Raw genomic sequence first — 24627 nt, forward strand, 5'->3', positions numbered from 1 at the left:
TTGATCCACCAGAGATTGTATTTCTGCAGGCAAAGCAGAATGTGCATCTTCAAATTTCATGGGATCCAGTGGGTCATATTCCGGGTGCCAGTAGGCTCCACCGGCGATCTCTGTATCCATTGTAACCTGTTTGGCGTGTTGCAGCATGCCATCGTACATGGCCGACATAAACAAGATCAGGAAAAATGAAAAAGCGGTTACAAGAACATTCAGAACGGTGCGCAGCCTGGCACCCAGTAGGTTTTTCAGTGCAATTTTAAAAAGCATCCCTATTCACCTACTTGTGGATTATCGATTTTTTTATCTTCTATTATTTGACCGTCATCCAGATGAATAATGCGCCACAGGTAGGCCATGATCTTTTCATCATGGGTGGCAAAAACGAAAGTGGTGGTAAGTTCTTTATTTAAACCCACCATAATCTCCATGATATGATGCGAATTCTCGGCATCCAAATTGGCCGTGGGCTCATCTGCCAGAACAAGTGCCGGACGGTGAACAATGGCCCTGGCAATTGCTGTCCGCTGGCATTCACCTCCGCTGAGCATTGCCGGGCGGGAATCACGCTTATCACTCAGGCCAACCCATTCTATAGCCTGGGTGACTGTATTTGCCCGTTCCTTGGGATCCACCTTGTTCAAGATCAGAGGCAGTTCAACATTCTCAAAAACGGTGTAGACAGGAAGAAGATTATAATGTTGAAAGATAAAACCCATATGTGTACGGCGCAGGCGGGCCCGCTCAGCGTGGGAAGTATTAGCCAATGATTTACCCAGAACAGCCACTTCACCTTCACTTGCTGAATCAAGGCCACCAATAATATTAAGTAGTGTCGTTTTGCCTGAGCCAGAGGGCCCAACCAGACCCATAAATTCCCCTGTGTTCAGGGTCAGGTTCACACCTTTCAGAGCGGTGAAAAAATCAGTACCTACCGGAAAACGCTTTACAAGGTTACGTATTGTGATGACAGAGTTGTTTTCCATCTTTTCCTTCCTAATGGTTGTAGATAAGCATGAGCTGTAAACCGTTCCCAAAACCGGCCAGACTGCGCGGAAGATACTCATCCGGCACATCATATTCGACCCTTTTTGGGTTCGCTGACAATAATAAATTTACACTGAGATTATCATAAGTAATACCCCATCTGAAAAAGTGGAACATTCTCTCACTTGTCCAGTCTATATAAGTGATGGCCATAAGCTGATGTAAAATACCCAGAGGCATACTTGCCATGAAAAAACTGTATGTTTGGTCATCAGTATCAGAATTATTCTGCGACGAACGGATATACATGGATTCGCTCATGATGAGGATACCGGTGAATAGAGGGATTGTAAAATCACCGCCCAGAGTGGCCAGAGCATACCGGTTATAACCGGAAAAATTATCTTTGTCAGAAAAAAGTGTCGCCCCTTCAAACCAAAAACCTATAAAACCATCATAACGGTAATCCAAGGCGGCCCGTTTGTGGGGGCCGGGCATGACCACAGGGAAAAGCCCCACTTGCTGAGGACTTATTAACGGATCCTGATGGAAGGTCATGCCCCACTCGCCTGAGGTGGTGGACAGTTCCATCCGTCCACCATAAGAGAGGGTGTCCTTTTCACTGTTAATAATCCAGCTCCAGAGTGCTACCGATCTAGAAGGGAATAGTCTCAGCCTGAACGCTTCCACTCCATCGGTCTGGCCCGTGGGATCCCGAAGATCGATGGTGTCAAACCAAGACGTGGGCCGCAGGAACTGGGCCGGGCCAAATGCAATCTTCTGCAGACCAAGACGGGCCTCCACCCGCTGAGTTGAATATCTTATCCACCCACGATAAGGCTTTTCAGCACGGGCCAGGAGAGCCTCCCCCGAGTAAGCCCTGCTGACGCGATAAGCCCATTCCATATCCAGTAGCCGTTCATCATTCAAGGGGCGATAGAAAGAGATTGTCGGAATGTAACCTAGTTGGGTCTCAACAGAAGAACGTCCCTCCGCCGGATCATCGCCAAGTATGCCACCGCCCCATAATTGGCCTTTGGCTGAAAATGTTTGACCTATTGTTATCACGGTGAAACAGAACCAGCACAAGACAAGGATCAAATGTTGACCTGCACTCTTTCCTCGCTGCTCAAAATCGTAAGAACAGGGATAACAATTCTGGTTCATTTAAGAATAACTTTCAGCTAATTGATGGCAATTCCCAGATTTTTCATATCCTCCATCAACCGAACCGGTTCCACCAATTGTCCCATCCAGTGCAGCCCAGGTTTGCGGATGGTCCCGTCAAGATACTGAAACAGGCACGCCATCACCGGGATGACGGTGAACCAGTATGCATCTTCATGTTGGAGTGTCACTACAATTTCTGATTCCTGCCCGTCTTTTTTCCCGGCAGCTTCCAGCTTCATCATTGTGTAATATGGTGGTTTGGATGACGTTTTCCATGCCCAAACGAATAAACTACCCATCGGTTTTGCCATGACGTTCGGGAAGAATTTCATCATAAGAAACACAACCGGCATGACGATATAATCCGCAAACCAACCGAATCCGGCGATGTAAAAGCCCGTATTCTTCAAGGATGGTATCTGTCCGGGTAAATCGCGAAGCTCCTCAAAAAATATGGGGGTGCACATTCTTTTTCCCGCCGGTTCTCCAAAGTCGATGGAAGGAAAATCGCGCATTGACCAGAAACCTGGGTTTTCCCAACTCCCGTTCTTCAGGAACAACAGTTCATAATCAGTCAACTCTTGAATTAATTCCACTTTAGTAGCTTCAGTTACAGAATAGTTACTCCAGTCTGAGCTGATGACTCCGGCTGTGATAGCTGATTCCAGTTCATCCATTTGCATGTCGGCATAACGCACCAGCGCCGCCGGGAGCCCGGGATGGAAACCACCTTCACTGATAAAACAGCATCCGGACTCCTTGATTTCATCAATCATGGACTTCAGTATTTTCACCTTTATGTTTGAGTACTGAACGTCGAGATAGTCTATCCGTGCCTGTATGGCTGCTTCCGCAATCTCCCGCGTATACTGGGCAGTACTGGCAGCAGACACCACGAAATCGACTTCTGAGAACGCTTGATTCAGACTACCCACATCAGAAGCGTCAACTCTGGTCCACGAAACTTTGTCGGTTGACAATCTTTCACCCAACGTAGCGGTAGCGCCCACCAGCTTGTCCTCGTTCCTCGCCGCCAGTGTCACTCTGCTTTCCGTATGCTTCAGCAACAGTTCTGCAATCTTGATACCTGTATTGCCAGAGCCGCCGATGATTAACATTCGTTTTTCCATCTGATAATCTCCTTAGATTTTATATTTCCTTATACTGTATTCCTCGCATGAAGGACTCAACGGCTTCTTTCTTGGCCTTTTGAAACATGGCGTGATCCTTCAAAACCATGTACTGCCACGCCAGACCATCCATGAATGCCAGCAGCAGAGTTGCAACGCCGTCCTTGTTCATCTTTCTAAATTCACCCCTCTCTTCTCCCGCTTGGAGAATCATCTTAATCTTGCCTCTGAAATCTTCATACATCCGAGCCAGAGTAGCCTGACCTTCATCGTGCCAGTGTCCCCTTGCACCGTGCGCCCACAATTCGGTCAAGATCAAGACGGCGTCGCCCATCTCCAGCACGGTGTCAAATCCCTCATTCATCAGTTTTGTCAGTTTCTCTGCCGGCGAAATGGACAAACCCAATAGCTCGTCAATCTGCAACATCATCTCACCCATCACGGAATCTTCAATAGCTGAGAATATTTCTTCCTTGCTGCGGAAATACTCGTAAACCGTCCCCTTACCGATTCCCGCCTCTTTTGCCACATCAGCGATCTTGCCCCGCTCAAGACCTTTGCGGGCGAAAACTTCGATGGCTGCCTTGATGATTTGTGTTCTCTTGTTTTGGGTCATCGCCTTAAACTACTTTGACCGACCGACTGGTCAGTCATAACTTACACCTCAGAAACACTCAAAGCAAACAGAACTTGCTCACAGACTTGCCGGAGAAGGTTCAGTTATTCGTAGTACCGGCGGTCATTCTTTGAGGTAGGCTCTCAGCTCCCGCAGCATCGATTGACTATTCCCCACATCAAGAAGAGAGACGACCACGAGCAACTGAAAACGGATTACTGTCATACTAATGTAGCGACACTGAGAACTGATGTTCACGGTTTGCGCTAGCGAGACCAGGCCGGGCCTTCACACCGGCAGAGCCTACGGATCTCAGCTACGAGGTTGCGGATTTCATGGGGTGACAGCGTTTCCCCCCACGGCGGCATAAAATGATGCTTTCCTAAGATCACGCCACCACCGTTAATGCCGTCATAGAGCGTATCATCCGCCCGCTGGCTCATTAGTGATGCATCGGAATGTGATACCGGTGCGGCAGGCATGTATTGCGCATTATAGCCGTTACCGCTGCCGTCAAGTCCATGACAGACTGAGCAGTACTCCCGGTATAAGCTTCCCGTCCCCTTCATCTTGGGATTAAATGGTGTGTGATCGATCAGCGACAGATAGGCTGGCGGAGTTGTTTCCACATTCGCCTGTTTGAGGAAGTTACCGATGAGAATGGCTCTCTTAGGCTGTAAGGCACTCTTGGGCATGATAGACGCCGGCACAATCTCCCGCGGATGCTGGATCATCATATCAACAAACGGTCCGTTCAACCTTTGGCTGACACTGCCCAGATCGGGGCCGATATGCCCGCCCTCATCCCCCAATCGGTGGCAGCCGAGACACGACAGTTTATCACGCAACAGCGATTCAGCTTTCCTCATCGCGTAGGAAGAAAGTCGTTCGGATTCCCTCTGGTTCGATCCTCGACTGCTCCCGAAAAAATGTTCGGTAAGAATCTCGACTTCTCTCTCAGTCAGATCGAAATCCGGCATGCGGCTTCCAGAGCCGGGGAAGTAACCGAAAGGCCTAACTGCATGTGTTTCACTGAAATAGTTGTGCAGCCACCGCGGCTGAACCCGCTGCGATTCTATGGAGAGATCAGGGCCATTGCGCTCGAACCACGGTTCAACTCCATCCAGCCGGTGACAGGCGAGACAATTCTGAGATAGAAGTATTCGTCTACCCATCTCTGCTGTTACATCTGGATAAGTCTGTCTGGCTGCCGAAAACCGTACTTCTAGTTCCTGTAACTCACTTCTGCCCATAGCAGAAAGATAGTCCACAATAGATGCCGCCATCTCTTCTGCATCTGAGATGAGACCGTGCACGGATGCATCTTCCGCCTCAGCGTCAAAGAAAAAGCGCGGCATGCCGGCGTCAGTATCTTCAAACGGTGCCGGATTCAACAGATATAGAGTGAGCCAGTCCCGTTGCAGGCGATACCCGACTGTCGCCAGGTCTGTCGTACGATTCGAGCCTTCACCCGCCACAATATGACACTTAGTACACTGCAGTTCACGCGTAATAATCTCATGAATTTCAGGAGAAGTATGTGCCGCACCTTTCGCTTTACCTCTAAGTGAAACACTTTCTGGCAGCTCCCTCAGTTCAGACAGAAAGAGCGTCAGGGCAAGGCTTTCTCTCACATCAAAGGCGAAGTTGGGCATTCGTGTCGCGCCGATATTGTGCCGCACGCGGACAGGCTTCTGTAGATAAGAAAAGAGATAGGCGGAGGGGTACTTGGCGCCGGCAAAGCTCAGGTTGGGCGCCTTCACCTCCATCGCCACGGTAGAGATGACACCGTTATGGCAATTACCGCAACCGAGCTCGCGCAAAAGGGAATCTGCTTCACCGGCAGCCTGTAGCATTGCGAAGCTACAGAAGAAAAGGAAGATAAGAATGTTCCAGAGTCTGCGCATCATGGAGATAAGAGAAGTGTGAAACTGATTGATGAAATTAATAAACTGACTGTCCAATTGCACTATGCTGATTATCGCTTGTTGCGTCTGGACAAGGTGGTTGGCATTGGCATCTTCACTGACTAAATTCGGCGCGTTATGAAACTCAAACTCCACTGGCAAATTTTCATCGCCATGGCACTGGGAGCCACTTTTGCTCTCGTTCTTGGTGAGAAGGCGCTCATTGCCGCACCGTTGGGAACAATTTTCATGCGGCTTCTGAAGATGATCATCGTGCCGCTGATTCTCACTTCCATCACTTCCGGTGTTGCCGGTCTGGGCGATCCCAAGACGTTGGGCAGAGTGGGGCTCAAAACGTTCGGTTACTATTTCATGAGTTCTATGATCGCCATTCTTATCGGTCTCGTCCTTACCAACATCATTCAACCCGGTGTCGGTGCCAAAGTCCCCGATACAGTGGAAGAGTTCGACCTATCTCAACTTCAACAGCCAGATTCTCTGGGAAGCATTCTCATCAGGATGATCCCGACGAACCCGGTAAAAGCAGCGGCGGATGGGGATATTCTTGGACTGATCTTTTTCTCTATAATCTTCGGTTTTGCCATAACACAACTCAAGGGCAAGCCTCACGACTTCTTGGTGAATTTATTCGATAACAGTTTCCAGGCCATGATGAAGTTGACCCACGCCATCATCAGACTGGCCCCTATCGGCGTCTTCGGCCTAATCTCAAGTGCCGTTGCCACAGCTGGCTTTGAACTGTTCAAAGCTGTGGGGATGTACATGATTACCATCGCTTTAGGTCTGACGCTTCACCTTGTTATTGTCCTTCCCTTACTGTTATTCCTGTTCACAAGGGAGAGTCCGCTGAAACACGGCCGCGCTCTAATGTCCGCCATGGCCACGGCTTTCTCCACCAGTTCCTCAGGGGCAACACTGCCGGTAACAATGGACTGCATAGAGAATAATGTAGGCGTCTCAAACAGGGTTACCAGTTTCGTCCTCCCCCTGGGAGCCACCATCAATATGGATGGAACGGCCCTGTATGAGTGTGCCGGTGTTCTCTTCATCACGCAGGCTATCCCTGGGATTGATCTTTCTTTCTCTGCTCAGGTGGTAGTAGTCATTACCGCCTTTTTGGCTTCTGTTGGCGCCGCAGCCGTCCCCTCAGCAGGACTGGTCATGATCTTCATCGTCCTCAATGCTGTGGGGCTCGGGGACCATCCCACTGCCGCTTTACTGGTGGGCACCATGCTGGCTGTTGACAGACCCCTCGACATGTACCGCACCGTAGTGAATGTAACCAGCGACAGCGTCGGTACCGTCGTCGTGGCCAAGTCTGAAGGAGAAACAGACCTGTATCGGAACATCTAGCTCTCTACCCCTGCCTTGCCACTTTTACTGTTAAGAACAGCACATTTCAAGATTTGGTTGATATTATTTTGAATCCTGAGTAACAATCAGACCTGACAGGTTGGCTTCATGGAGAGCCTGTCAGGTTTCAGCATTAGAAATGCACAGAATCTTGAAAAAACTCCAAGGCGGAGACCTCCGCTCCAAGGGCAGATCGGAAGAAGTCGTTGAAGATGTTCTGAAGAATCCTGACCTCTTCGCCATTCTCTTCAATGGGATGCTCCACGACGATCCCGTTATCCGCATGAGAGCCGCCGATGCTATGGAGAAAATCGCCAGACAACGCGCCAATTTGCTCCAACCCTTCAAGAAGCGCCTGATTGATGAAGTAGCGAAAATCGAGCAACAGGAGGTTCGCTGGCATGTGGCGCAAATGTTTTCCTGTCTGGAGCTAACAAAGGTAGAAAGGGGGAAGGTTGCGGCGATTCTCCACGAGTATCTGCAAGACAAAAGCAGCATTGTAAAAACATTTGCCATGCAGGCGCTGGCTGATCTGGCAAGGCAGGATGAAACAGTGAAACGTAAGGTGGTCCCGCTCCTCAGAAAGCTGACGGAAACCGGAAGTCCGGCTATGCAGTCTAGGGGACGGAAGCTGTTAGCTGAGCTCGCAGACTAGTGACATGCCAGGCGTGAACTGACGGCTAACTATGCGAGGGTCTCAGCCGATCAGAAGGATTCTTTCCACTGGTTATTGGTGAGTGGTGAGCGATGTGGCGATAGTCTCACCTGTCTTCCCATTCCGGCACTTCTTCATTTACGCAATAAAGAAAGACGAAGACGCCAGTTCTGCCCAAGTGCTTGAATCGGCGCGTTAGTTCCCCCGCCCGATCATAGTAGTCCTCTTCCAGCGAATCAAGGTAAGCCTTGAAAGAACCATGCTCTCCGATGAACTCCTTCATACACCCAGCGTTTTCCACTGTGGCGGCGATCTTCTGACGGTTGCGGACGATACCTGTGTCACTGACCAATCGCTCAAGGTCGTCTAAGCCATAAGCAGCTACTTTTTCAATGCTGAAGCAGTCAAAAGCCTTCTTAAAGTTCTCCCACTTGTTCCTAATCACTGACCAGCTGAAGCCGGCCTGGAAGATAGCCTTGGCCATCTGCTCCAAGTATTCGTCATCTGAGCCGGGTGTTTTTCTCGGTGGTATCTCGTAAACAGCTGGCATTTACTGCCCTCCTTTACCTGTCATTCACACTGTGAGTAGCGCAAGATTATCTTGCGATTAGATGACTGTGCTATCACCAGACGATGGCGAGATAGCATCTTGCCCTGCAAGGAAGATATGGTAAATTTGCTGCAATGAAAACGCTCAAGTATCTTCCCCCTTTAGCGGTCGTTACAGCCGCTGTTCTCTGGAGCTTTGACGGTCTGCTGAGGCAAAATCTGGCTTCTGTTTCCTCTTTCCTTGTCATTCTCCTTGAGCATATCATAGGGGCGATACTCTTTATTCCGTTCTTAATCAAGGGATGGGCTGAGATCAAAAATCTCTCTCAGCGTGTTTGGATTTCAGTAATGTGGGTTGCCGTTTTCGGCGGGATTATCGGCACATTCTTCTATACGAAAGCGCTGAGCTACATCGGCTTCATCGATCTATCAGTAGTGGTGCTGTTGCAGAAGTTTCAGCCCCTCTTTGCCATCGCCCTGGCAGCGGTAATCCTGCGGGAACCGCTTACCAGACAGTATCTCACTTATGCCGCCATAGCCGTCGTGGGCGGTTACCTGGTCACTTTCGGTAACGGTATGCCAACGTTCTCAGCAAATGATGCTACACTCATTGCATCCCTTATGGCGTTGTGCGCAGCGTTCGCCTGGGGTAGTTCGACAGTCCTGGGCAAGCACGCCCTTGGGCACCTTTCGTTTTTCACCCTGACTTCCTTGCGTCTATGGGTTACATCCATCGTGGCCGGCGCCATTTTCTTCGCCCTGCCTGACAGGCCCGATCCGACGGCTCTCTCGGGAAATGAGTGGCTCTTCATCCTTGCGATTGCCCTCTCCACAGGCAGCGTAGCCCTTTTCATATATTACTACGGACTCAAACACATTCCAGCCACCCATGCTACTATTTATGAACTGTTCTGGCCTCTTTCCGCCGTTTTGATCGACTGGCTTATACGAGGCAGGCTTCTGGCACCTTCTCAGATGATCGGGGGAATTCTCCTTGTCGCGGCATCAGTTCTTCTTTCCCAAAACAGTAAAAACTCCTGAAAATGCCGGCTATAGACTCCCTGACTCCTCGCCATCATCGCAACAACCTCATCTTCAATTCTATGCACGAATCGTTTTGGGGATTCGGCGTCGCCTTCCACTCTATCTACGCCGTAGTGCCCCTCTTTCTGAGTGAACTGGGGGCGCCCACCATCATTATCGGTTCAGTTGTGGGAGTCTTTACCGCCTTTACTGCCATGCCCCAAATTGTGACTGCCTTCCTCAGCAGGCGTACGCGGAACGTCAAACTGGCGGTTATGACGGTCAACAGCCTGCTGATTCCACCCATGTTCGTAGTGGGATTTATCTTCGCATTCATCGCTCCGTCTGGACCCAGTGCCTGGATTATCTATTATGTCTGCTATATTTTCTACACATTAGGAGTTGGAATCGTCTTTCCCATATGGGCAGATTTTCTAGAAACAGTTCACATCCCGGAAAGGCGTGGATCGTTCTTCGGCATTTCATTCGCTTTCACCAGCGGCGCGGGATTTGCGGGAGGACTGATAGTCAGGCGGCTTCTTGATACCACACCTTTCCCAAACAACTTTGGCTTCGGTTTCCTTATCTATTCGGCCTGCATCCTGGGGGCCACATTGATGTTTATACCTTACACTACGCGCAAGCGCAAAAAAAAGGAGACTAGCCGGAACTTCAGCGATTTTATCAGCGAGATTCGCACGATTATCATCAATGACAAAAATTTTCGCCGTTACATTGCAAGCCGAATACTCCTGACGGCGAACTACCCGGCAATCTCTCTTTACGCTGTCTACAGCCGCGACAAGCTCGGTTTCGACATTAGTGAAGCAGGCACATTCACCGCCATTACTGTGGCTATGTCAGGAATAGCAAGTTTCGCTGCCGGCAAGATTGGGGACCAGTTCGGCCATAAACATGCAATGGTCCTGGTCTTTACTTCCTATCTGGCTGCCCTTGTCACTGCCCTCTCTGCCACAACAATGTTACAGACCTACCTGATCTTCATTTTCCTCGGCTTAGGTCAAGGTGGATTTCTGACTTCCGCTATGAGTCTCGTGTACGAATTCGCCGGTGAGGAAGGAGACAAGAAGGTCTACTTCGCCCTCATCGACAGTCTTACAGCTCCATTTGTGCTACTATTCATCATCATTGTCGGCCTGCTCATTCCTGTTTACGGGACACCGCTCGTCTTGATGGGATTGGGGCTCTTCATCCTTGCCGGGACAATCTTTCTCGCACTCTTTACCGAAGAACCAAAGGTGTTCAGAACTCATTTCCCGTCAGCGGAAACACTTATGTAGCACAGCAAATGATTAACGCCAATTTTGTCTATGATATTTTGAAAGTGACTCATTAAATTCATGGAACGGGAATATTGTATAGATATAGATGAAGTTTCGAATCGTCATCATAATTTCAGTCCTCGCTTTCTTTGCCGTTTCGTGCGAAGAGGATCCAGAACGTCATCTCAAACTCGGAAACTGGTATTATCAGAAGGGGCTGGTCGATGATGCCATCCTTGAATATCGAGAGGTAATACGCCTCCATTCACCAGAAACGACAGACCTGAGCCGGGAAGAGTTGAACACAGTAATGAAGGCCCACTACAACCTCGCCATATCCTATTCCAAAAAGGGGTGGTACGAACATGCCCTTAAAGAGGCAGAGATGACTTTCGACATCTGGCCTACAAAGGATAATTATGAGATGGTGGAGCTCCTCAAAAAGCGGCGCAGCCTTGAGCGGCTCGATATCGAAACCAGTTCCTAACTCCCTTCTCTCTACTTCAAATCGATATTACTTGCTTCCGGACTCACTCTAGCTACGTCTGTCCTGACGAATAGATAAGGTACCACCAGCGATATCCACATCCCCAGCACGGCATACTGGATGTAATGATAAACAGGGAGCGCCGATATTAGAACGTTAAGACCGACTTTCAGCAGTACGACACTAATTATTCCTAAGACGATTCTCACCACCTGTCTCTCCGTGGAAGCCGTGGGGTAGTAGTTAACTAACCTTCTTTCCAGCACCGCCCCGCTGACAAGACCGAACAGGGCGCCAGACACCATCATGGACTGTTTCGCTGGGTGGAACAGCACCATCCAGAGGGTGAACATGAATACTAGCCCCACGGTTGGGACTACCGGGGCAACGGTCTTCTTCCCCTGTATGCGTCGCATCACAGCCAGTCCACAAACGAGCCAGAGAAGTCCTATCGACCATCCGCCTACTACATCAGACAGAAAGTGAACGCCCAAGTAAATACGGGACAAGCCGATGAAGAACATGAGAATAATGGCTGCCCCAAAATTTTTTCTTATTGTCCAGGCGAAGTATCCCCACAGGACGACCGCATGCTGAGCGTGACCGCTGGGAAAACCGAAGCCGGCGGTATCGATGAGAGCTACTCCTCCTTGCGGCCTCTGCAGCCCAAACAACCCTTTAAGGACAAAGTTGAAGTAGATGCTTCCCAAAAGGATGATCACAAGAGGCATTGTGCGACGGCCGCCCCAGCTCCAGAGTACGATGGGAAGGAGAAGAAAATAGAAAGGCTCATCCCCGAGAAAGGAGAAGAACCGCATTAACCAATAGACGACTGGATGATCTAACTGCTGCAGGAATTCTATTGTCTGCATATCGGTCTTTCACCTGCAAAGGGCCGCCTACTTACCATATGATTGCAAACCGGACAGTGGGCGGAGTGAAATCTAATCTCCCAATGGAGTCACGGCCCCCGGGCATCCATCAACATTGATTTGAGAATCTGATAATTGATGCCACCCCCGTAAGAAGGATCAGGATCAAAGAGAGTAAGATTTATTATATCGAAGAATTGTCCCGTAGCATCCAGCACAAAAAAGTCTCTGATTTCCACCTGCCACGACTCCCAGACGTTTTCCTCCTCTTTATCCTGAGCCCACGGAAGCACCCGCCCTCCGATCATCCCTCCATGACCATGCTCTGCGAAAGCAACAGCGTTAATACCCATAATCTTGACATCGTATACCCCCTCTGTTATGAGCTGATTGTAAAGATCATTTAGGACACCGAACCGGCGCTGGCAGATACCTCACCCTGCATCACCAAAATAGTAAGCCGAGACGTTCCCCTCGTAATATGACGGACCGATGAATTCCCCATATGTTACTGATCGGGGGTTGATGTCTTTCAGAGCGAAATCGGTGAGTGTAACCTTTTCCGGCCCGTCAGGCTTGCTACATGCCGACAACAGCAACAGGACAGAAAAGAAGAAAATATGATTTGTCCGCTTCAAATACACACGACTGAGAGGCAATAGATAATCAGCCAAAAATCCCCGAGCGATGCTCCCCGCCATCATTATATATGATGGAACAGTTGATGAAGTCGGCCTCCGGCTGCAGCATGAGACAGACAACATTGGCAACATCCTCGGGCTGAGTCGTCCGCCGCATGGGATTGCGGACTTGTGTTTTTTCTACCCACTCTTCCCAGTTTTCTGAAATCTTGGTCAAAGCGCGAGTCGGCGTTACTCCCGCCTGAATACAATTAGCTGTAATACCATACTGCCCGAGCTCCCAGCCAATCTGACGGGTAATGCTCTCAAGTGCCACTTTTGCCACGCTCACAGGACCGTACCCCTCCATGGCGAGATAGTTTCCTTCAGACGTCAGTCCTATTATTCGAGATCCTTCCGCCAGTAATCCAGCGTCATACAGCTTCTGGACCCAGTAGAGGAGCGAAGTGCCCATGACATGCACTGTCATTTCCATCTGTTTCTGTGTTACCGGTTTATCGCCAAAGAAGTTTGTGGTCGTTCCAAAAGCAATGGAATGGAGCAAAAGTTTGAGGGGTCTGCCTCCCGTAATTTCCTGTATCTTTGGGATAAATTCGTCCATCACCTCTGGAGCGGCGGCATTCTTATTAAAGAAGTTCGTTCTGCCGCCGTTCAGACCGTTTAATTCCTCACAGAATGCTTCAGCTTCTTTCTTGATTTTTCCCCTGTCGAAATGAAAGCCGATGATACCATAACCGTTTTGTGCAAGTTTTCTAGTGGAGGCACCACCGTGCCCGGCTGAACATCCCAGGATTAAAACCCAATCATCCATATCTTAATTCCTTTCTCTGCTTAAGAAGATCAAATTTATCCCAAAATTGTTCTGCCTCAAAGGGGTAAGCGAGCGCAGGTAAAACGTAATTATTCCAACATAAAAAACAGTTTAATATCTGGTGTAAATCAATTGTTTTGGACAGATCTGGCAATGCGATGGCATTCGATTTCCCTCGTGGAAAGATGTTCATCCATGCTTAATTTTATTAATTAGAGGGTAACGACATTCGCATACTCAAACAGCCTTACTCTCAAGAATTATCAAAGTGAGGATAACTTATGAAGCGCAAGACCAGCTATTCGAAAAAAGATCTGCTTGAAGGTGCAAAGGGAAAGCTCTTTGGTTTTGCCAACGCCAAACTCCCCCTGCCGCCCATGTTGATGGTGGACAGAATCAAGAAGATATCTGAAAATGGCGGAAAGTTTAACAGAGGCTTGATTATTGCAGAGATGGATGTAAAACCTTCACAGTGGTTCTTCAACTGTCATTTTAAGGACGACCCTGTCATGCCTGGCTGTCTCGGTCTCGACGCTCTGTGGCAACTGACCGGATTTTTTCTCACGTGGATCGGTGGCGAGGGCCGCGGGCGAGCACTCGGCTGTGGTGAAGTAAAGTTCAAGGGGCAGATTCGTCCCCATCATGACAAAGTTATTTACCGTCTTGATATCCGCCGCGTCATCAAAAAACCGATCATCATGGCCCTGGCAGATGCCACCATGGAAGTGACTGGGAAAGCCATCTATTTCGCAAAGAATCTTAAAGTGGGACTTTTCGATAATCTCACTTATCCCCCGCCTGAAGGCCAGGAGGAGCCTTTCTAAAATCATGAGAAGAGTCGTTGTTACCGGCATGGGTATTGTTTCCAGCATTGGTAACAACTGCCAAGAAGTGCTGGATGCCCTCAAAACGCAGAAAAGCGGAATTGTTTTCAATCAAGAACAAGCCGATTTTGGTTTCCGCTCCCATGTGAGCGGATCGGTTGACGCTAACCTGCAGGAACTCGTTCCGCGCAAATTGCTCCGTTTCATGGGTGACGCCTCAGCCTACAACTATATCGCCATGGCGGAAGCGCTTGAAGATGCGAATCTGACGGCGGAAGAAATCTCAGACCCTTCCATCGGTCTCATCATGGGTTCAGGCGTCGCCAGCGGGATGCCCATTGTTGACATGGCAGACACGTTGCGCCAGCGGGGAGCCAAGCGGGTGGGGCCGTTCAACGTTCCCAAAATAATGTCCAGCTGCAATGCAGCCAACCTCGCTACCGCATTCAAAATTAAGGGCTACAACTATACAATCAGTTCAGCCTGCGCCACCAGTGGACACTGCCTCGGCAATGCGTACCAGCTGATCCAGGCAGGAGAACAGGACCTGATGTTTGTGGGCGCTGGTGATGAAGTAACCTGGATAATCTCCATCGCCTTTGATGCTATGGGCGCTCTCTCATCCAACTATAACGACCGGCCTGACAGAGCCAGTCGTACATACGATAAAGACAGGGATGGATTCGTTGTCTCAGGCGGAGGGGGAACAATTGTTCTTGAGGAATATGAGCGGGCAAGAGCGAGAGGTGCAAGAATCTACTGCGAACTGACGGGATATGGCGTTTCGTCGGATGGAGCCGATATGGTCCGTCCCTCAGGAGAAGGGGCGGAGCGATGCATGGAAATGGCGCTCAGAAAAGTTGAAGGTTCCATTGATTATCTCAACACCCATGGCACCAGCACACCGGCAGGGGACATTACGGAGCTGGAAGCGATACGAAACGTATTCGATTCACAGATTCCTGCCATCAGTTCCACGAAGTCTCTGACGGGCCACGCCCTCGGCGCCGCCAGCGTTAACGAAGCCATCTACTCTATCCTCATGATGGAACACGATTTCATTTGCCCATCAGTGAACGTCGAAAACCTCGACCCTGATGCTGAAGGGTATCCCATAGTTCTTGAGCTGAGAGAGGATGTGCAACTCCAGAATATAATGTCCAACAGCTTCGGCTTCGGCGGTACCAACTGCAGCTTAGTTTTCAGCAAAACGTAAGTGTGCGAATCTTGCGACGACTCTTTGGCTGACTGTTCGTCAACTAAAATTCCACTGACACTTTACACTCTGTTACCCGAAGAGCCTCGCACTTGCATGCGCTAAAACTTTAATACTGAATTATGGCTTTAAATTGCGGCATCGTCGGCCTGCCGAACGTCGGTAAATCCACACTATTTTCGGCTCTCACTCGCACTCAAGTTCACACAGACATTTACCCCTTCACAACGGTTGACCCCAACACGGGCGTCGTTGCAGTGCCGGATGTGCGTCTTGACACGCTCTCCGAAACGCTACAACCGGAGAAGAAGATACCAACAACATTGAAGATTGTGGACATTGCCGGGCTCATCAAAGGATCACACCATGGAGAGGGACTGGGCAATCAGTTTCTGGCGCAGATACGGGAGGCGGACGCTATTGTTCATCTGATCCGCTGCTTCGAAAGTGAGAACGTCACTCACATTTCACAGACTCTCGACCCAGTGAGAGACATCGAGATTATCGAAACGGAACTCATCCTTAAGGATTTGGAAACGGTGACGAACAGGCTTGAGAAAGTGGCGAAGAAAGTCAGAGTTGGCGATAAGGCGGCCACGAAGGAGCAAGAGGTGTTGGAGAGGCTTCAATCCAATCTGGATCAGGGGCGGACGGCGAAGAGTCTTTCTCTGAGTAAGGAAGATAAAGAGGTCTTCCGTGATCTCTTCCTTCTCACTGATAAACCTTCGCTATACGTCGGCAACGTGAACGAAGAGGATATAACAGCTCACCATTCCGGTACTGCCGCAGGGGAGTTACTGGCGTGGGGAAAAGAGACGAGCGAGCTGGTCCTTATCCTCAGCGCGGCACTGGAACACGAACTGTCATTCCTACAAAATGAGGAAGAGCGTACGTTCTTCATGAATGAATGGCAGCTCCAAGAGAGCGGATTAGAAGCGCTTGTGCATCAAACATACGGACTACTGAATTTGATTACCTTTTTTACCACTGAGTCGGACCACGTCCAAGCATGGACGGCGCCAAACGGAACAAACGCCCCTGAAGCGGCCGGTGTCATACACACCGATTTCGAGAAAGGATTCATCAAGGCAGACGTCTACCGGTGCGATGACCTCTTCACGCACGGTTCAGAGGCGGCAGTGCGAGAACACGGCCTGATCAGCACACACGGGAAAGATTACACTATTCAGGATGGTGATGTGGTCAAATTCAGGTTCAAGGTGTGAGAAAGTGTCTAAGCAATGAACATTCGAAAAGGTTAACACTATATTAGAAATTATGTATTTCTTCATGATCACCATCTACGTCCTGTCAGCAGTTTCATTCCTGTCGTTACTTACTGCTGGCTTGCAAGGCTATTTCGGATTCCCCGTTCTCGGTGCAAACCACCCCACTTTCGCTCTCCTGACCGCCATGATCTACCTCTTTACCGAAGTTCTAGTCATGTTCTTTTTTGTGGGCACCGGAGTGAGCATCAAGGAGTACGTTCAAGACGGAAAGGCCGGCCCCGAATTTCACCAGCGCTCCGTCGCCCTCAAGCGGAAACTGTACTCACCAACCCTCCTCAACGTACTACTCGTTATGGCACTGTTTATTATCGGAGGGGCTGTAGATACGGGATTCGTGCCTGACTGGGGCCACGGCGTCTTGTTTCTCGCAACGATGCTGCATTTCGTCAAGACACTGACCGTCCAGCACGCTTGTTTTAAGGAGAACACCGCCATCATTCTGGAGATGACGGGGGTTGGCACAGACAGGTCACCCGATTAAGATCTACAACTATAGTCACTCCCATTCCAAGGTTTTATGATAGAATTTGCAGAGGGAGAGATCAAAGAAAATCACTTATGGCTCCGTCAGGGTTCCAGTTGAAGTAAATCCATTTTCCATCTTCAGACCAGTGAACATTTGAAGGAGAGATCCCGATCCATTTTGGATCCTGCATAATCTTCGCCACTGTTAACTCGTACAGCTTTTCACCGAACAGTATTGTGGCACCCATGAAACCGATGCATAAGACAAATAGAGGGTTTTTCAGCATGATTGACCTCATTTTAATTATAAAGGTTTAGGGAAAACACGAGTCTAATGATACGACAATCATACGGAAGTTTCAATCTGAAGAGAGCATTAGTGTGTTTCTATTCCATTGCTTACAAGCTAGATTGATGACCCGTTTCCTGAGTTAAAAATGAATAAAAGATATATAAATCAACTTCTTGTAGTTGTTTGTGTGCCGTCTTTAGCAACAGCCCAAATGACGCAGACTCAAAAGGAGAAACCTGTCATCGAAACGCGGGACATAGGAACATTTGAGATAAAGCTTGATGGTGTACTTGATGAGGAAGTTTGGCGATCTGTTACACCTGCAACGGGTTTCATTCAGGAGGACCCTAACGAGGGGGAGGCTTGCACAGAGAAATCCGAAATTTATGTTATTTATAACGAAGACAACCTTTACATCGGTGCCAAATTGTACGACAGTGATCCCTCGGGAATTCTTGCTTACCAAAAACGGCGTGATGCATGGCTCGTCACTGATGACCGCTTCATGCTCATTCTAGATACCTTTCTGGATGGGCGGACTGGCTATTTTTTTGAAATAAATCCTGCCGGGTTGTTAGGTGATGGAATACTTGGGTCCGGTGGTCACTGGAATGTGAACAAGTCGTGGGATGGGATTTGGGATGTAAGGGTCGTCATCGATGATGAAGGGTGGTCAGCTGAGATCGTTATTCCGTTCCGGACACTTAACTTTGATCCGGAACTTGATACATGGGGCATAAACTTTCAGAGGACCATTCGGAGGAAAAATGAAGACGCACGGTGGAGCGGTTACAGGCGAAACCAGAATCTCACAGAACCTATTCATGCAGGCCGTGTCACAGGACTAAAAAATCTCACTCAGGGTAAAGGTTTGGAAGTGAAGCCCTATGGTATTGTCAAAGAGCAATGGAGTTCCGATGGAGTTCCTGCAAATCCCTATGATGCAGGCTTTGACTTGTCTTACAATATTACATCAGGTCTAAGAGGTTCATTTACTTACAATACTGATTTTGCAGAGGCAGAAGTTGATGAGAGGCGCGTGAACCTGACCCGGTTCCCGTTAATATTCCGGGAAAAACGGGGCTTTTTTCTTGAGGGGTCTGGGGTCTATTCATTTTCCAATCGTAACGGCGTGACACCGTTTTTCAGCAGACGGATCGGAATATCTGAAGAAAGCCAAATCCCCATTGCTTATGGCGGACGGCTAACGGGGCAGGTTGGCGACTATGAGATCGGCATGATCAATGCAAAGACGGAAAGCCTCGGCAACATTCCTGCCGAGAATTTTAATGTTGCGCGCGTTAAAAGGTCTCTCTTCAGAGAATCTTACCTCGGTCTTGTTTATACTGGGCGTTCAGCTGATTCCGATTCTGTTTATCGAGACCAGGATCTTCTGGGTATCGATCTCGACCTTTCCACGTCCCGATTTAAGGGTGACAAAAATCTTCAGTTCCAGGCCTTTTTTGTAGGGCATTCTTCACCTACCGATAAACCGGATGCAACAGTGAGCGATTTATCAACTCGGGGCATTCGACTCACTTATCCAAACGACTTGTGGGAAGCCCACGTGTCCTACCGTGAATTCGGGGAAGAGTTTGATCCTGCTGTCGGTTTCAACACTAGGAACGGTTTTAAGCGAGTTCAGCCGACTGTGAACTATCGTCCACGGCCGGAAAACTGGGAATTGATCAGACAGATGGAATTCGGAATTGCATTTGAGTACATGACTGACTTAGACAGCAAGCTCTTGAAACGTGAAACGAAATTTACTCTTTTCGAACTCAACTTTGAGAGCGCGGATAAATTGTCTGCCAAGGCTGTGAACCTAAAGGAGTATCTGGATGAAGATTTTGAAATAATTGATGGCAACTTAATCACTGTTGGTGACTACGTTACCAACGGTTTCTATATCTCCGGTGAAACATCTGAGAAAAGGAAAGTTTCTGCTGAATTGTCCTACTCAGCAGGTGAATTCTGGACAGGAAATAAACAAACTTACAAGGGAGAACTTTCCTTTAAGCCATTGCCGGGTTTTAATATACAAGGCGATTTTGAATACAATTCAGTGTCACTCTCAGCGGGTGGTTTTGATACAAACCTATATCGGCTCACTTTTGGCGTTTATCCCACACCAAGAACAGCTTTTTACAGCAATCTCCAGTACGATGATATCTCAAACATGCTTGGACTGTTTGCAAAATTGAGACACACTATCCGTCCTGGAAGTGATCTGTACTTGGTATATACTCATAACTGGCAGAGCTATAGTGAAGGCCTTCTTGATTTTGATCTGGAGACTGTTTCCAGAGCAAGTTCTGTAAAGGTCAACTACACTCACCGGTTCTAGTTTCCTTTTGCAATTTTATCTAAGTCCTCATTGAAAGTATCAGCGGATATAGTTATACTTCCTTGCAACAGTGGTAATCCTGACGTTCTCCTGAAAAGTAAAATGAAATTTCTTTTTCGTTTCGTCCTACCGCTTCTCTTAATTCTACCGGGGTGTGAAGATGATGCTGGGCTCAAGAATCTAGCGCCCACTGTTCTTCTTATCTCCATGGACGGTTTCCGGTGGGACTACATGGAGCGGACAAACACTCCGAACCTCGACTATCTTGTGGAACACGGCGTAAAGGCGGAGGCACTCATTCCTGTCTTTCTCACCAAGACTTTTCCAAATCACCTCACCATCGTCACCGGCCTCTATCCTGAAAACCACGGCATCGTCAGTAACAACATGTATGATCCTGAGTTTGACGACTGGTATTATATTGGTCAGGGTAGCGAACCGGTACAAGACGGAAGGTGGTATGACGGCGAACCCATCTGGGTCACGGCGGCGAAGCAGAATCAGATCGCCATGACGATGTTCTGGCCCGCCTCCGAAGCGGAGATCATGGGCCTCCGGCCAGACGAGTATTATATCTATGACGGTTCTATTCCTAACGAAGACCGCGTGGAACAGGTCCTTGATTGGCTCGATTATCCTCAGAAAAAGCGGCCGACTTTTCTCACTGTCTACTTCAGCGATCTCGACAGCTGGGGACACGCCTACGGACCGGAATCGACTGAAATGAAATCAGCGATTGTTGAAATGGACGATAGGATCGGTCAACTATTAGAAGGCCTCCAGAAACGTGAAATGGATGACAAGGTCAATATAATTATCACCTCCGATCACGGCATGGTGCAGTTGAGTCGAGACCAAATAATCTTCCTGGACGACTACATCAGTCTAGACGATGCAACCATCGTGGACTGGTCTCCCGTTACAGCCATCCGGCCCGACGAAGGTAAGGCGGACCTAATCTACGATACGTTGAAGGATGTGCATGAAAACTTCCACGTGTACAAGAAGGAAGAGATGCCCGAACACCTTCACTACCGGGAGCACCGGAGAATTCCTTCAATTATCGGGATTTCTGATGAGGGGTGGTCTGTCACCACGCACGACCAATTCGACTCTCAACCAAACTGGTATACAGGCGGGGGCCACGGCTACGATCCCGCGTACAAATCGATGCACGGCATATTCATCGCTCACGGATCTGCCTTCAAGGAAAACGTGACGGTTGAGGCGTTCCAGAATCTCCATCTCTACGAACTGATGTGCCACGTCCTAGGGCTCATCCCGGCGGAGAATGATGGGAAGCTTGACTCAGTCCTCATCGTTCTCCGGGATTAGAGATAACTGCATTTGGGTCTCAGATTTCCTAACTTCCGCTCCAAACCACGGTGAGTGAGAACGCCCTATGAATGATTCAATTGACTGGATGACCGCTGGAGATGAGGCCGTCAGCCTTCTGAAAGAGGACCTCACTATCAAGACTGTCAATCTCCTCGGGGGTGTCAGTCACTCCGTCCGAAACACCGGCGCCACCACAAACCGCTGGCTGTACGGCTACAAAAAATGACGGCTAAACTCGACCTGAAGAAAAAACTGAAACACCTCTACTCCCCGTCAAAGAAGGAAGTAGTTTTAGTAGATGTCCCTCCGATGAACTTCTTGATGATTGATGGAAAAGGAGACCCAAACACGTCAGAGAGCTATCGGCAGGCGCTGGAGGCTCTCTACGGCGTGGCGTACACCCTGAAGTTCGATCTCAAGAAGAGGGGAGTCGGGCCCGACTTCACGGTGATGCCGTTAGAAGGGCTTTGGTGGATGGAAGGCCGTGAAGATTTCGACCCGGAGGACAAAGATAACTGGTCGTGGACATCCATGATTTTGCAGCCGGATCATATCACGACCGAGCATCTGACCACGGCCATGGACCAACTGAAGGAAAAGAAGGATCCTCCGGCGCTGGAGCAGATGCGGTTCGAGATGCACGACGAAGGTCTCTCAGCGCAGATAATGCACATAGGCCCGTACGCCGAAGAAGGACCAACCATCGAGAAGCTTCACCGATTCGTAGAGGAACAGGGTTACAAATTTCACAAGAAGCACCACGAAATCTATCTCGGCGATCCCCGCCGGACGAAACCAGAAAACCTGCGAACGGTCATCCGTCACCCCGTGAGAGAGGCATAACGATGCACATCAAGATAGAGTGGCCTTCCGGCAAAGCCACTGCCATATTGAAGGATACATCTACCAGCCGGGCACTGCTCAAAGCAATGCCGTGTACCTCAAGAGCCAACATTTGGGGAGAAGAGGTCTACTTTTCCATGCCTGTCGATTCCGATCTGGAACCGGACGCCCAGCAGGTGGTTCCGCCCGGGACGGTCTGCTTCTGGGTGGAGGGAAGTTCCCTCGCTATTCCCTACGGCCCAACGCCGATTTCGGAAGGCGATGAGTGCAGACTGGCGGCGGCGTGCAACGTAGTGGGAGAACTGGACGGAGACCCGCGGACACTCGCTTCCGTGAAAAGCGGGGACTCGATTTCCGTTCGCCTCATCGATGGCTGACCAGTTAAAATCTGATCCAGAGATTCACTATCCAAAATTAGGATTGTGTTTGTCTGTGGGGATCATTCTCTGGTGGATGCCTCCCCCGCAAGGTTTGGGTGTAACTGGTTGGCATGTCTTCGCGGTTTTCTTTGCCACCATTTTGAGCTTTATCCTGCGTCCTGTTCCGATGGGGCCTGCGGTGCTGTTGGCTTTGGTGGTTTTGGCCGCCACCAATACTTTGGGTGAAACAGGTAAAGAATCATTTGCGGCGGCCATGGCTGGCTATGGCAACACGACCGTGTGGTTGGTGGTGGCGGCATTTTTGATTGCCGGGGCCATGATTCGGACCGGATTGGGTAGGCGGATTGCGCTGGGATGTGTGGTCAAGTTTGGGAAAACCACTCTCGGCTTGGGTTATGCCACCGCCGCGGCTGAATTTATTCTTGGCCCCGCCATTCCATCCAATACCGCCCGTGGCGGAGGGATTATGGCGCCCATTGTCAATTCCCTGGCGAGAGCATTGGGTTCCTCGCCGGAAGACCAACCCAAGCGTGCGGGTGAATATCTCATGCTTAATGGAGCTCATTTGAACCTGATTACAGCTGCGATGTTTTTAACGGGCATGGCCGCCAACGGTTTGGTTGCCGAAGCCGCGGCTGGTTCTACTAAAGCAATTGAGTTTGGGTGGATGACCTGGCTCAAGGGCAGTATTGTTCCCGGTTTGGCGAGTTTGCTGCTGCTCCCGTGGTTTTTATTCAAGCTACTCAAGCCGGAGTTGCAGGATGCGAAAGCCGCTCAAACCAAGGCAAGAGAACAACTGTCTGAAATGGGGGCCTGGACACGTGGTGAAAAGATCATGATGGGAGTTTTTGTCATGATGTTGGTTCTTTGGGCCTCCGGTAAAGTTCATGGAATGCACACAGGAGTTGTGGCTCTCATCGGGGTCATGGTTTTGCTTCTAACGGGTACGGAAAAATGGCATGACATCACCGGCAATAAGGAAGCGTGGGATGCGATGATCTGGTTGGGAGGCATGGTGTGCATGGCGGGCCTACTCAAAGAACATGGTTTCATCGCTTGGTTTACCAACTCAATGGAAGGGAAAGTCTCTGGAATGGGAGCTTTGGCAACAGCGCTGGCTTTGGCCTTGGTCTATTTCTACTCGATGTACGGTTTCTCCATGTTAACCGGCCATATCGCCGCCATGGTTGCGGCCTTTCTGGCTCTGGCAATTGCGGCTGGAGCTCCTCCTTTGTTAATGGTGGCGCTTCTCGCCTATTTTTCAAATTTGTGCGGATGTCTAACCAACTATTCAACGGGGCCAGTGGTCATCTACTCGGGCTTTGGGTACGTGCCGGTGGCCAGATGGTTCAAGATCGGATTCATTGTCTCACTCTTCCATTTGGTCGTATGGCTGGGTGTGGGATTGCCCTACTGGAAGCTTCTGGGCTGGTGGTAAATACCCTAGCGAACTATTTCACCGAGACAACGGCAGTAAACCGTGGGGCATCCATGCAGGCGTCTGGGGACTGATGGCCAACTTTCTCACGTTGGGGATTGTCTCCGAGCGCCGATCGAAACCGGCGTGAGTTCAACCTCAAGACTTCAACTATACATCCTCCTACTATTGGCCATGATCTTGTGGGGTCTGTCGTGGACTTGCGCCAAGATCCTGGGAATGTACGCAGATCCGCCAGTCCTTATGTTCTGGCGCTTCATCATTGCCGTTATCTCATTTATTCCGATTCTCATCTGGGCCAGGGAGAAACCTCGTCTCAACAAGAGAAGTTTCGGCTATGTAATTGCAAGCGCCTGCTTCCTTACACTCTATAACTATTTCTACTTTCAGGGAACTCAAGTAGGACTGGCGGGGAGGGGCGCAGTCATTGTTACTACCATGAACCCCATCTTTACATTTGTTCTTACTGTGATCTTCTTTCAACAAGTGGTGTACAGGAAGGACATCCTCGGTCTGATTGCCGGTTTCACCGGCGGCTCTCTTATTCTGAAGATCTGGGAGATAGATCTGGCCAGCCTCCTTGCAACGGGGAATCTCCTCTTCCTCCTATGTGCCGTGAGCTGGGCATTCCTCACTATCTCCACCTCGAAGGCAAAGATTCATATCCCCACCCTCTCTTTCAGCTTCCTGACC

The 24627-nt window shown here is 49.4% G+C and carries 28 protein-coding genes; 16 read left to right on the plus strand and 12 right to left on the minus strand.

The features are described from left to right. The 6 genes from QF669_03550 to QF669_03575 form a co-directional block, all read right to left on the minus strand. Nucleotides 1–267 (minus strand): ABC transporter permease (locus QF669_03550; GenBank protein ID MDP6456518.1); only part of this gene is annotated, 267 nt, incomplete at its 3' end. A 2-nt stretch (nt 268–269) separates the two neighbouring features. Continuing rightward, nucleotides 270–983: an ABC transporter ATP-binding protein gene (locus QF669_03555; protein ID MDP6456519.1), complete on the minus strand. Its 714-nt coding sequence runs from the start codon at nt 981–983 to the stop codon at nt 270–272. 10 nt (nt 984–993) lie between these two features. Continuing rightward, nucleotides 994–2151 carry a hypothetical protein gene (locus tag QF669_03560; GenBank protein MDP6456520.1) on the minus strand — a complete coding sequence of 386 codons (1158 nt, stop codon included), beginning with the start codon at nt 2149–2151 and terminating at the stop codon, nt 994–996. Nucleotides 2152–2168: 17 nt separating this feature from the next. Beyond that, a complete protein-coding gene (locus QF669_03565; GenBank protein MDP6456521.1) occupies nt 2169–3284 on the minus strand; it encodes a saccharopine dehydrogenase NADP-binding domain-containing protein in 1116 nt (371 codons plus the stop codon). 19 nt (nt 3285–3303) lie between these two features. Further along, nucleotides 3304–3900, minus strand: coding sequence for a TetR/AcrR family transcriptional regulator (locus tag QF669_03570; protein MDP6456522.1), 597 nt, complete (start codon nt 3898–3900; stop codon nt 3304–3306). Nucleotides 3901–4166: 266 nt separating this feature from the next. Then, nucleotides 4167–5963, minus strand: a complete 1797-nt coding sequence (locus tag QF669_03575; protein MDP6456523.1) for a c-type cytochrome — start codon at nt 5961–5963, stop codon at nt 4167–4169. On the opposite strand from QF669_03575, the gene QF669_03580 reads away from it, so the two are divergent. Continuing rightward, the gene (locus QF669_03580) at nt 5946–7181 is read left to right on the plus strand and encodes a dicarboxylate/amino acid:cation symporter (protein MDP6456524.1); all 1236 of its coding nucleotides are present in this window, start codon (nt 5946–5948) and stop codon (nt 7179–7181) included. The genes QF669_03575 and QF669_03580 overlap by 18 nt on opposite strands. A gap of 151 nt (nt 7182–7332) precedes the next feature. Next, nucleotides 7333–7836 carry a hypothetical protein gene (locus tag QF669_03585; GenBank protein ID MDP6456525.1) on the plus strand — a complete coding sequence of 168 codons (504 nt, stop codon included), beginning with the start codon at nt 7333–7335 and terminating at the stop codon, nt 7834–7836. Between the two features lie 106 nt (nt 7837–7942). On the opposite strand, the gene QF669_03590 is transcribed toward QF669_03585, so the two are convergent. Continuing rightward, nucleotides 7943–8386: a DNA-3-methyladenine glycosylase I gene (locus QF669_03590; protein ID MDP6456526.1), complete on the minus strand. Its 444-nt coding sequence runs from the start codon at nt 8384–8386 to the stop codon at nt 7943–7945. Nucleotides 8387–8520: 134 nt separating this feature from the next. On the opposite strand from QF669_03590, the gene QF669_03595 reads away from it, so the two are divergent. From QF669_03595 to QF669_03605, 3 genes are all read left to right on the plus strand, one after another. Beyond that, entirely contained in the window at nt 8521–9426 is a 906-nt protein-coding gene (locus QF669_03595; GenBank protein ID MDP6456527.1) for a DMT family transporter, read from the plus strand. A 2-nt stretch (nt 9427–9428) separates the two neighbouring features. Then, nucleotides 9429–10709, plus strand: coding sequence for an MFS transporter (locus tag QF669_03600; GenBank protein ID MDP6456528.1), 1281 nt, complete (start codon nt 9429–9431; stop codon nt 10707–10709). Between the two features lie 88 nt (nt 10710–10797). Next, on the plus strand, nt 10798–11178 hold the full coding sequence (locus QF669_03605) for a hypothetical protein (protein MDP6456529.1): 381 nt from the start codon (nt 10798–10800) through the stop codon (nt 11176–11178). A gap of 11 nt (nt 11179–11189) precedes the next feature. Here the strand turns inward: QF669_03605 and QF669_03610 are convergent, their stop codons facing one another. The 4 genes from QF669_03610 to QF669_03625 all read right to left on the minus strand — a co-directional run bounded on the left by QF669_03610 (nt 11190) and on the right by QF669_03625 (nt 13502). Continuing rightward, nucleotides 11190–12050, minus strand: a complete 861-nt coding sequence (locus tag QF669_03610) for a phosphatase PAP2 family protein (GenBank protein ID MDP6456530.1) — start codon at nt 12048–12050, stop codon at nt 11190–11192. An 89-nt stretch (nt 12051–12139) separates the two neighbouring features. Continuing rightward, nucleotides 12140–12403 carry a hypothetical protein gene (locus QF669_03615; protein ID MDP6456531.1) on the minus strand — a complete coding sequence of 88 codons (264 nt, stop codon included), beginning with the start codon at nt 12401–12403 and terminating at the stop codon, nt 12140–12142. 81 nt (nt 12404–12484) lie between these two features. Continuing rightward, on the minus strand, nt 12485–12688 hold the full coding sequence (locus QF669_03620; protein ID MDP6456532.1) for a hypothetical protein: 204 nt from the start codon (nt 12686–12688) through the stop codon (nt 12485–12487). A gap of 28 nt (nt 12689–12716) precedes the next feature. Then, entirely contained in the window at nt 12717–13502 is a 786-nt protein-coding gene (locus QF669_03625) for an SDR family oxidoreductase (protein MDP6456533.1), read from the minus strand. A 281-nt stretch (nt 13503–13783) separates the two neighbouring features. On the opposite strand from QF669_03625, the gene fabA reads away from it, so the two are divergent. From fabA to QF669_03645, 4 genes are all read left to right on the plus strand, one after another. After that, complete coding sequence (fabA, locus tag QF669_03630) at nt 13784–14326, plus strand: bifunctional 3-hydroxydecanoyl-ACP dehydratase/trans-2-decenoyl-ACP isomerase (GenBank protein ID MDP6456534.1); 543 nt, start codon at nt 13784–13786, stop codon at nt 14324–14326. A 4-nt stretch (nt 14327–14330) separates the two neighbouring features. Then, nucleotides 14331–15542, plus strand: a complete 1212-nt coding sequence (fabB, locus tag QF669_03635) for a beta-ketoacyl-ACP synthase I (GenBank protein ID MDP6456535.1) — start codon at nt 14331–14333, stop codon at nt 15540–15542. A gap of 122 nt (nt 15543–15664) precedes the next feature. Continuing rightward, nucleotides 15665–16768 carry a redox-regulated ATPase YchF gene (ychF, locus tag QF669_03640; GenBank protein MDP6456536.1) on the plus strand — a complete coding sequence of 368 codons (1104 nt, stop codon included), beginning with the start codon at nt 15665–15667 and terminating at the stop codon, nt 16766–16768. A gap of 52 nt (nt 16769–16820) precedes the next feature. Next, a complete protein-coding gene (locus QF669_03645) occupies nt 16821–17312 on the plus strand; it encodes a hypothetical protein (protein MDP6456537.1) in 492 nt (163 codons plus the stop codon). A gap of 61 nt (nt 17313–17373) precedes the next feature. Here QF669_03645 and QF669_03650 read toward each other — a convergent pair whose 3' ends face one another. Then, entirely contained in the window at nt 17374–17583 is a 210-nt protein-coding gene (locus QF669_03650) for a hypothetical protein (GenBank protein ID MDP6456538.1), read from the minus strand. 216 nt (nt 17584–17799) lie between these two features. Between QF669_03650 and QF669_03655 the strand changes: the two genes are divergently transcribed. From QF669_03655 to QF669_03685, 7 genes are all read left to right on the plus strand, one after another. After that, complete coding sequence (locus tag QF669_03655; protein MDP6456539.1) at nt 17800–19935, plus strand: DUF5916 domain-containing protein; 2136 nt, start codon at nt 17800–17802, stop codon at nt 19933–19935. Nucleotides 19936–20037: 102 nt separating this feature from the next. Beyond that, nucleotides 20038–21270, plus strand: coding sequence for an ectonucleotide pyrophosphatase/phosphodiesterase (locus QF669_03660; protein MDP6456540.1), 1233 nt, complete (start codon nt 20038–20040; stop codon nt 21268–21270). 67 nt (nt 21271–21337) lie between these two features. After that, the gene (locus QF669_03665; protein ID MDP6456541.1) at nt 21338–21499 is read left to right on the plus strand and encodes a hypothetical protein; all 162 of its coding nucleotides are present in this window, start codon (nt 21338–21340) and stop codon (nt 21497–21499) included. Continuing rightward, entirely contained in the window at nt 21496–22116 is a 621-nt protein-coding gene (locus QF669_03670; GenBank protein ID MDP6456542.1) for a GyrI-like domain-containing protein, read from the plus strand. Before QF669_03665 ends, QF669_03670 begins: the two co-directional genes overlap by 4 nt. A 2-nt stretch (nt 22117–22118) precedes the next feature. Continuing rightward, nucleotides 22119–22493 (plus strand): cyclophilin-like fold protein, encoded by a 375-nt coding sequence (locus QF669_03675; protein MDP6456543.1) that lies wholly within the window; start codon nt 22119–22121, stop codon nt 22491–22493. Further along, a complete protein-coding gene (locus QF669_03680) occupies nt 22486–23934 on the plus strand; it encodes a DASS family sodium-coupled anion symporter (protein MDP6456544.1) in 1449 nt (482 codons plus the stop codon). The genes QF669_03675 and QF669_03680 overlap by 8 nt, the downstream gene beginning before the upstream one ends. Nucleotides 23935–24060: 126 nt before the next feature. Next, the coding region (locus tag QF669_03685) for a DMT family transporter (protein ID MDP6456545.1) at nt 24061–24627 on the plus strand (567 nt) is incomplete at its 3' end.

Source organism: Candidatus Neomarinimicrobiota bacterium (assembly GCA_030743815.1).
GTDB lineage: Bacteria > Fidelibacterota > Marinisomatia > Marinisomatales > S15-B10 > UBA2146.

What these genes read in the sequence shown, in the direction of transcription:
- QF669_03675 (MDP6456543.1), top strand. Translation starts at nt 22,119, where the DNA reads ATGCACATCAAGATAGAGTGGCCTTCCGGCAAAGCCACTGCCATATTG.
- QF669_03600 (MDP6456528.1), top strand. Translation starts at nt 9,429, where the DNA reads ATGCCGGCTATAGACTCCCTGACTCCTCGCCATCATCGCAACAACCTC.
- QF669_03595 (MDP6456527.1), top strand. Translation starts at nt 8,521, where the DNA reads ATGAAAACGCTCAAGTATCTTCCCCCTTTAGCGGTCGTTACAGCCGCT.
- QF669_03610 (MDP6456530.1), bottom strand. Translation starts at nt 12,050, where the DNA reads ATGCAGACAATAGAATTCCTGCAGCAGTTAGATCATCCAGTCGTCTAT.
- QF669_03655 (MDP6456539.1), top strand. Translation starts at nt 17,800, where the DNA reads ATGACGCAGACTCAAAAGGAGAAACCTGTCATCGAAACGCGGGACATA.
- fabB (MDP6456535.1), top strand. Translation starts at nt 14,331, where the DNA reads ATGAGAAGAGTCGTTGTTACCGGCATGGGTATTGTTTCCAGCATTGGT.
- QF669_03565 (MDP6456521.1), bottom strand. Translation starts at nt 3,284, where the DNA reads ATGGAAAAACGAATGTTAATCATCGGCGGCTCTGGCAATACAGGTATC.
- QF669_03660 (MDP6456540.1), top strand. Translation starts at nt 20,038, where the DNA reads ATGAAATTTCTTTTTCGTTTCGTCCTACCGCTTCTCTTAATTCTACCG.
- ychF (MDP6456536.1), top strand. Translation starts at nt 15,665, where the DNA reads ATGGCTTTAAATTGCGGCATCGTCGGCCTGCCGAACGTCGGTAAATCC.
- QF669_03570 (MDP6456522.1), bottom strand. Translation starts at nt 3,900, where the DNA reads ATGACCCAAAACAAGAGAACACAAATCATCAAGGCAGCCATCGAAGTT.
- QF669_03625 (MDP6456533.1), bottom strand. Translation starts at nt 13,502, where the DNA reads ATGGATGATTGGGTTTTAATCCTGGGATGTTCAGCCGGGCACGGTGGT.
- QF669_03680 (MDP6456544.1), top strand. Translation starts at nt 22,486, where the DNA reads ATGGCTGACCAGTTAAAATCTGATCCAGAGATTCACTATCCAAAATTA.
- QF669_03560 (MDP6456520.1), bottom strand. Translation starts at nt 2,151, where the DNA reads ATGAACCAGAATTGTTATCCCTGTTCTTACGATTTTGAGCAGCGAGGA.
- QF669_03650 (MDP6456538.1), bottom strand. Translation starts at nt 17,583, where the DNA reads ATGCTGAAAAACCCTCTATTTGTCTTATGCATCGGTTTCATGGGTGCC.
- fabA (MDP6456534.1), top strand. Translation starts at nt 13,784, where the DNA reads ATGAAGCGCAAGACCAGCTATTCGAAAAAAGATCTGCTTGAAGGTGCA.
- QF669_03645 (MDP6456537.1), top strand. Translation starts at nt 16,821, where the DNA reads ATGTATTTCTTCATGATCACCATCTACGTCCTGTCAGCAGTTTCATTC.
- QF669_03555 (MDP6456519.1), bottom strand. Translation starts at nt 983, where the DNA reads ATGGAAAACAACTCTGTCATCACAATACGTAACCTTGTAAAGCGTTTT.
- QF669_03615 (MDP6456531.1), bottom strand. Translation starts at nt 12,403, where the DNA reads ATGGGTATTAACGCTGTTGCTTTCGCAGAGCATGGTCATGGAGGGATG.
- QF669_03665 (MDP6456541.1), top strand. Translation starts at nt 21,338, where the DNA reads ATGAATGATTCAATTGACTGGATGACCGCTGGAGATGAGGCCGTCAGC.
- QF669_03670 (MDP6456542.1), top strand. Translation starts at nt 21,496, where the DNA reads ATGACGGCTAAACTCGACCTGAAGAAAAAACTGAAACACCTCTACTCC.
- QF669_03590 (MDP6456526.1), bottom strand. Translation starts at nt 8,386, where the DNA reads ATGCCAGCTGTTTACGAGATACCACCGAGAAAAACACCCGGCTCAGAT.
- QF669_03580 (MDP6456524.1), top strand. Translation starts at nt 5,946, where the DNA reads ATGAAACTCAAACTCCACTGGCAAATTTTCATCGCCATGGCACTGGGA.
- QF669_03605 (MDP6456529.1), top strand. Translation starts at nt 10,798, where the DNA reads ATGAAGTTTCGAATCGTCATCATAATTTCAGTCCTCGCTTTCTTTGCC.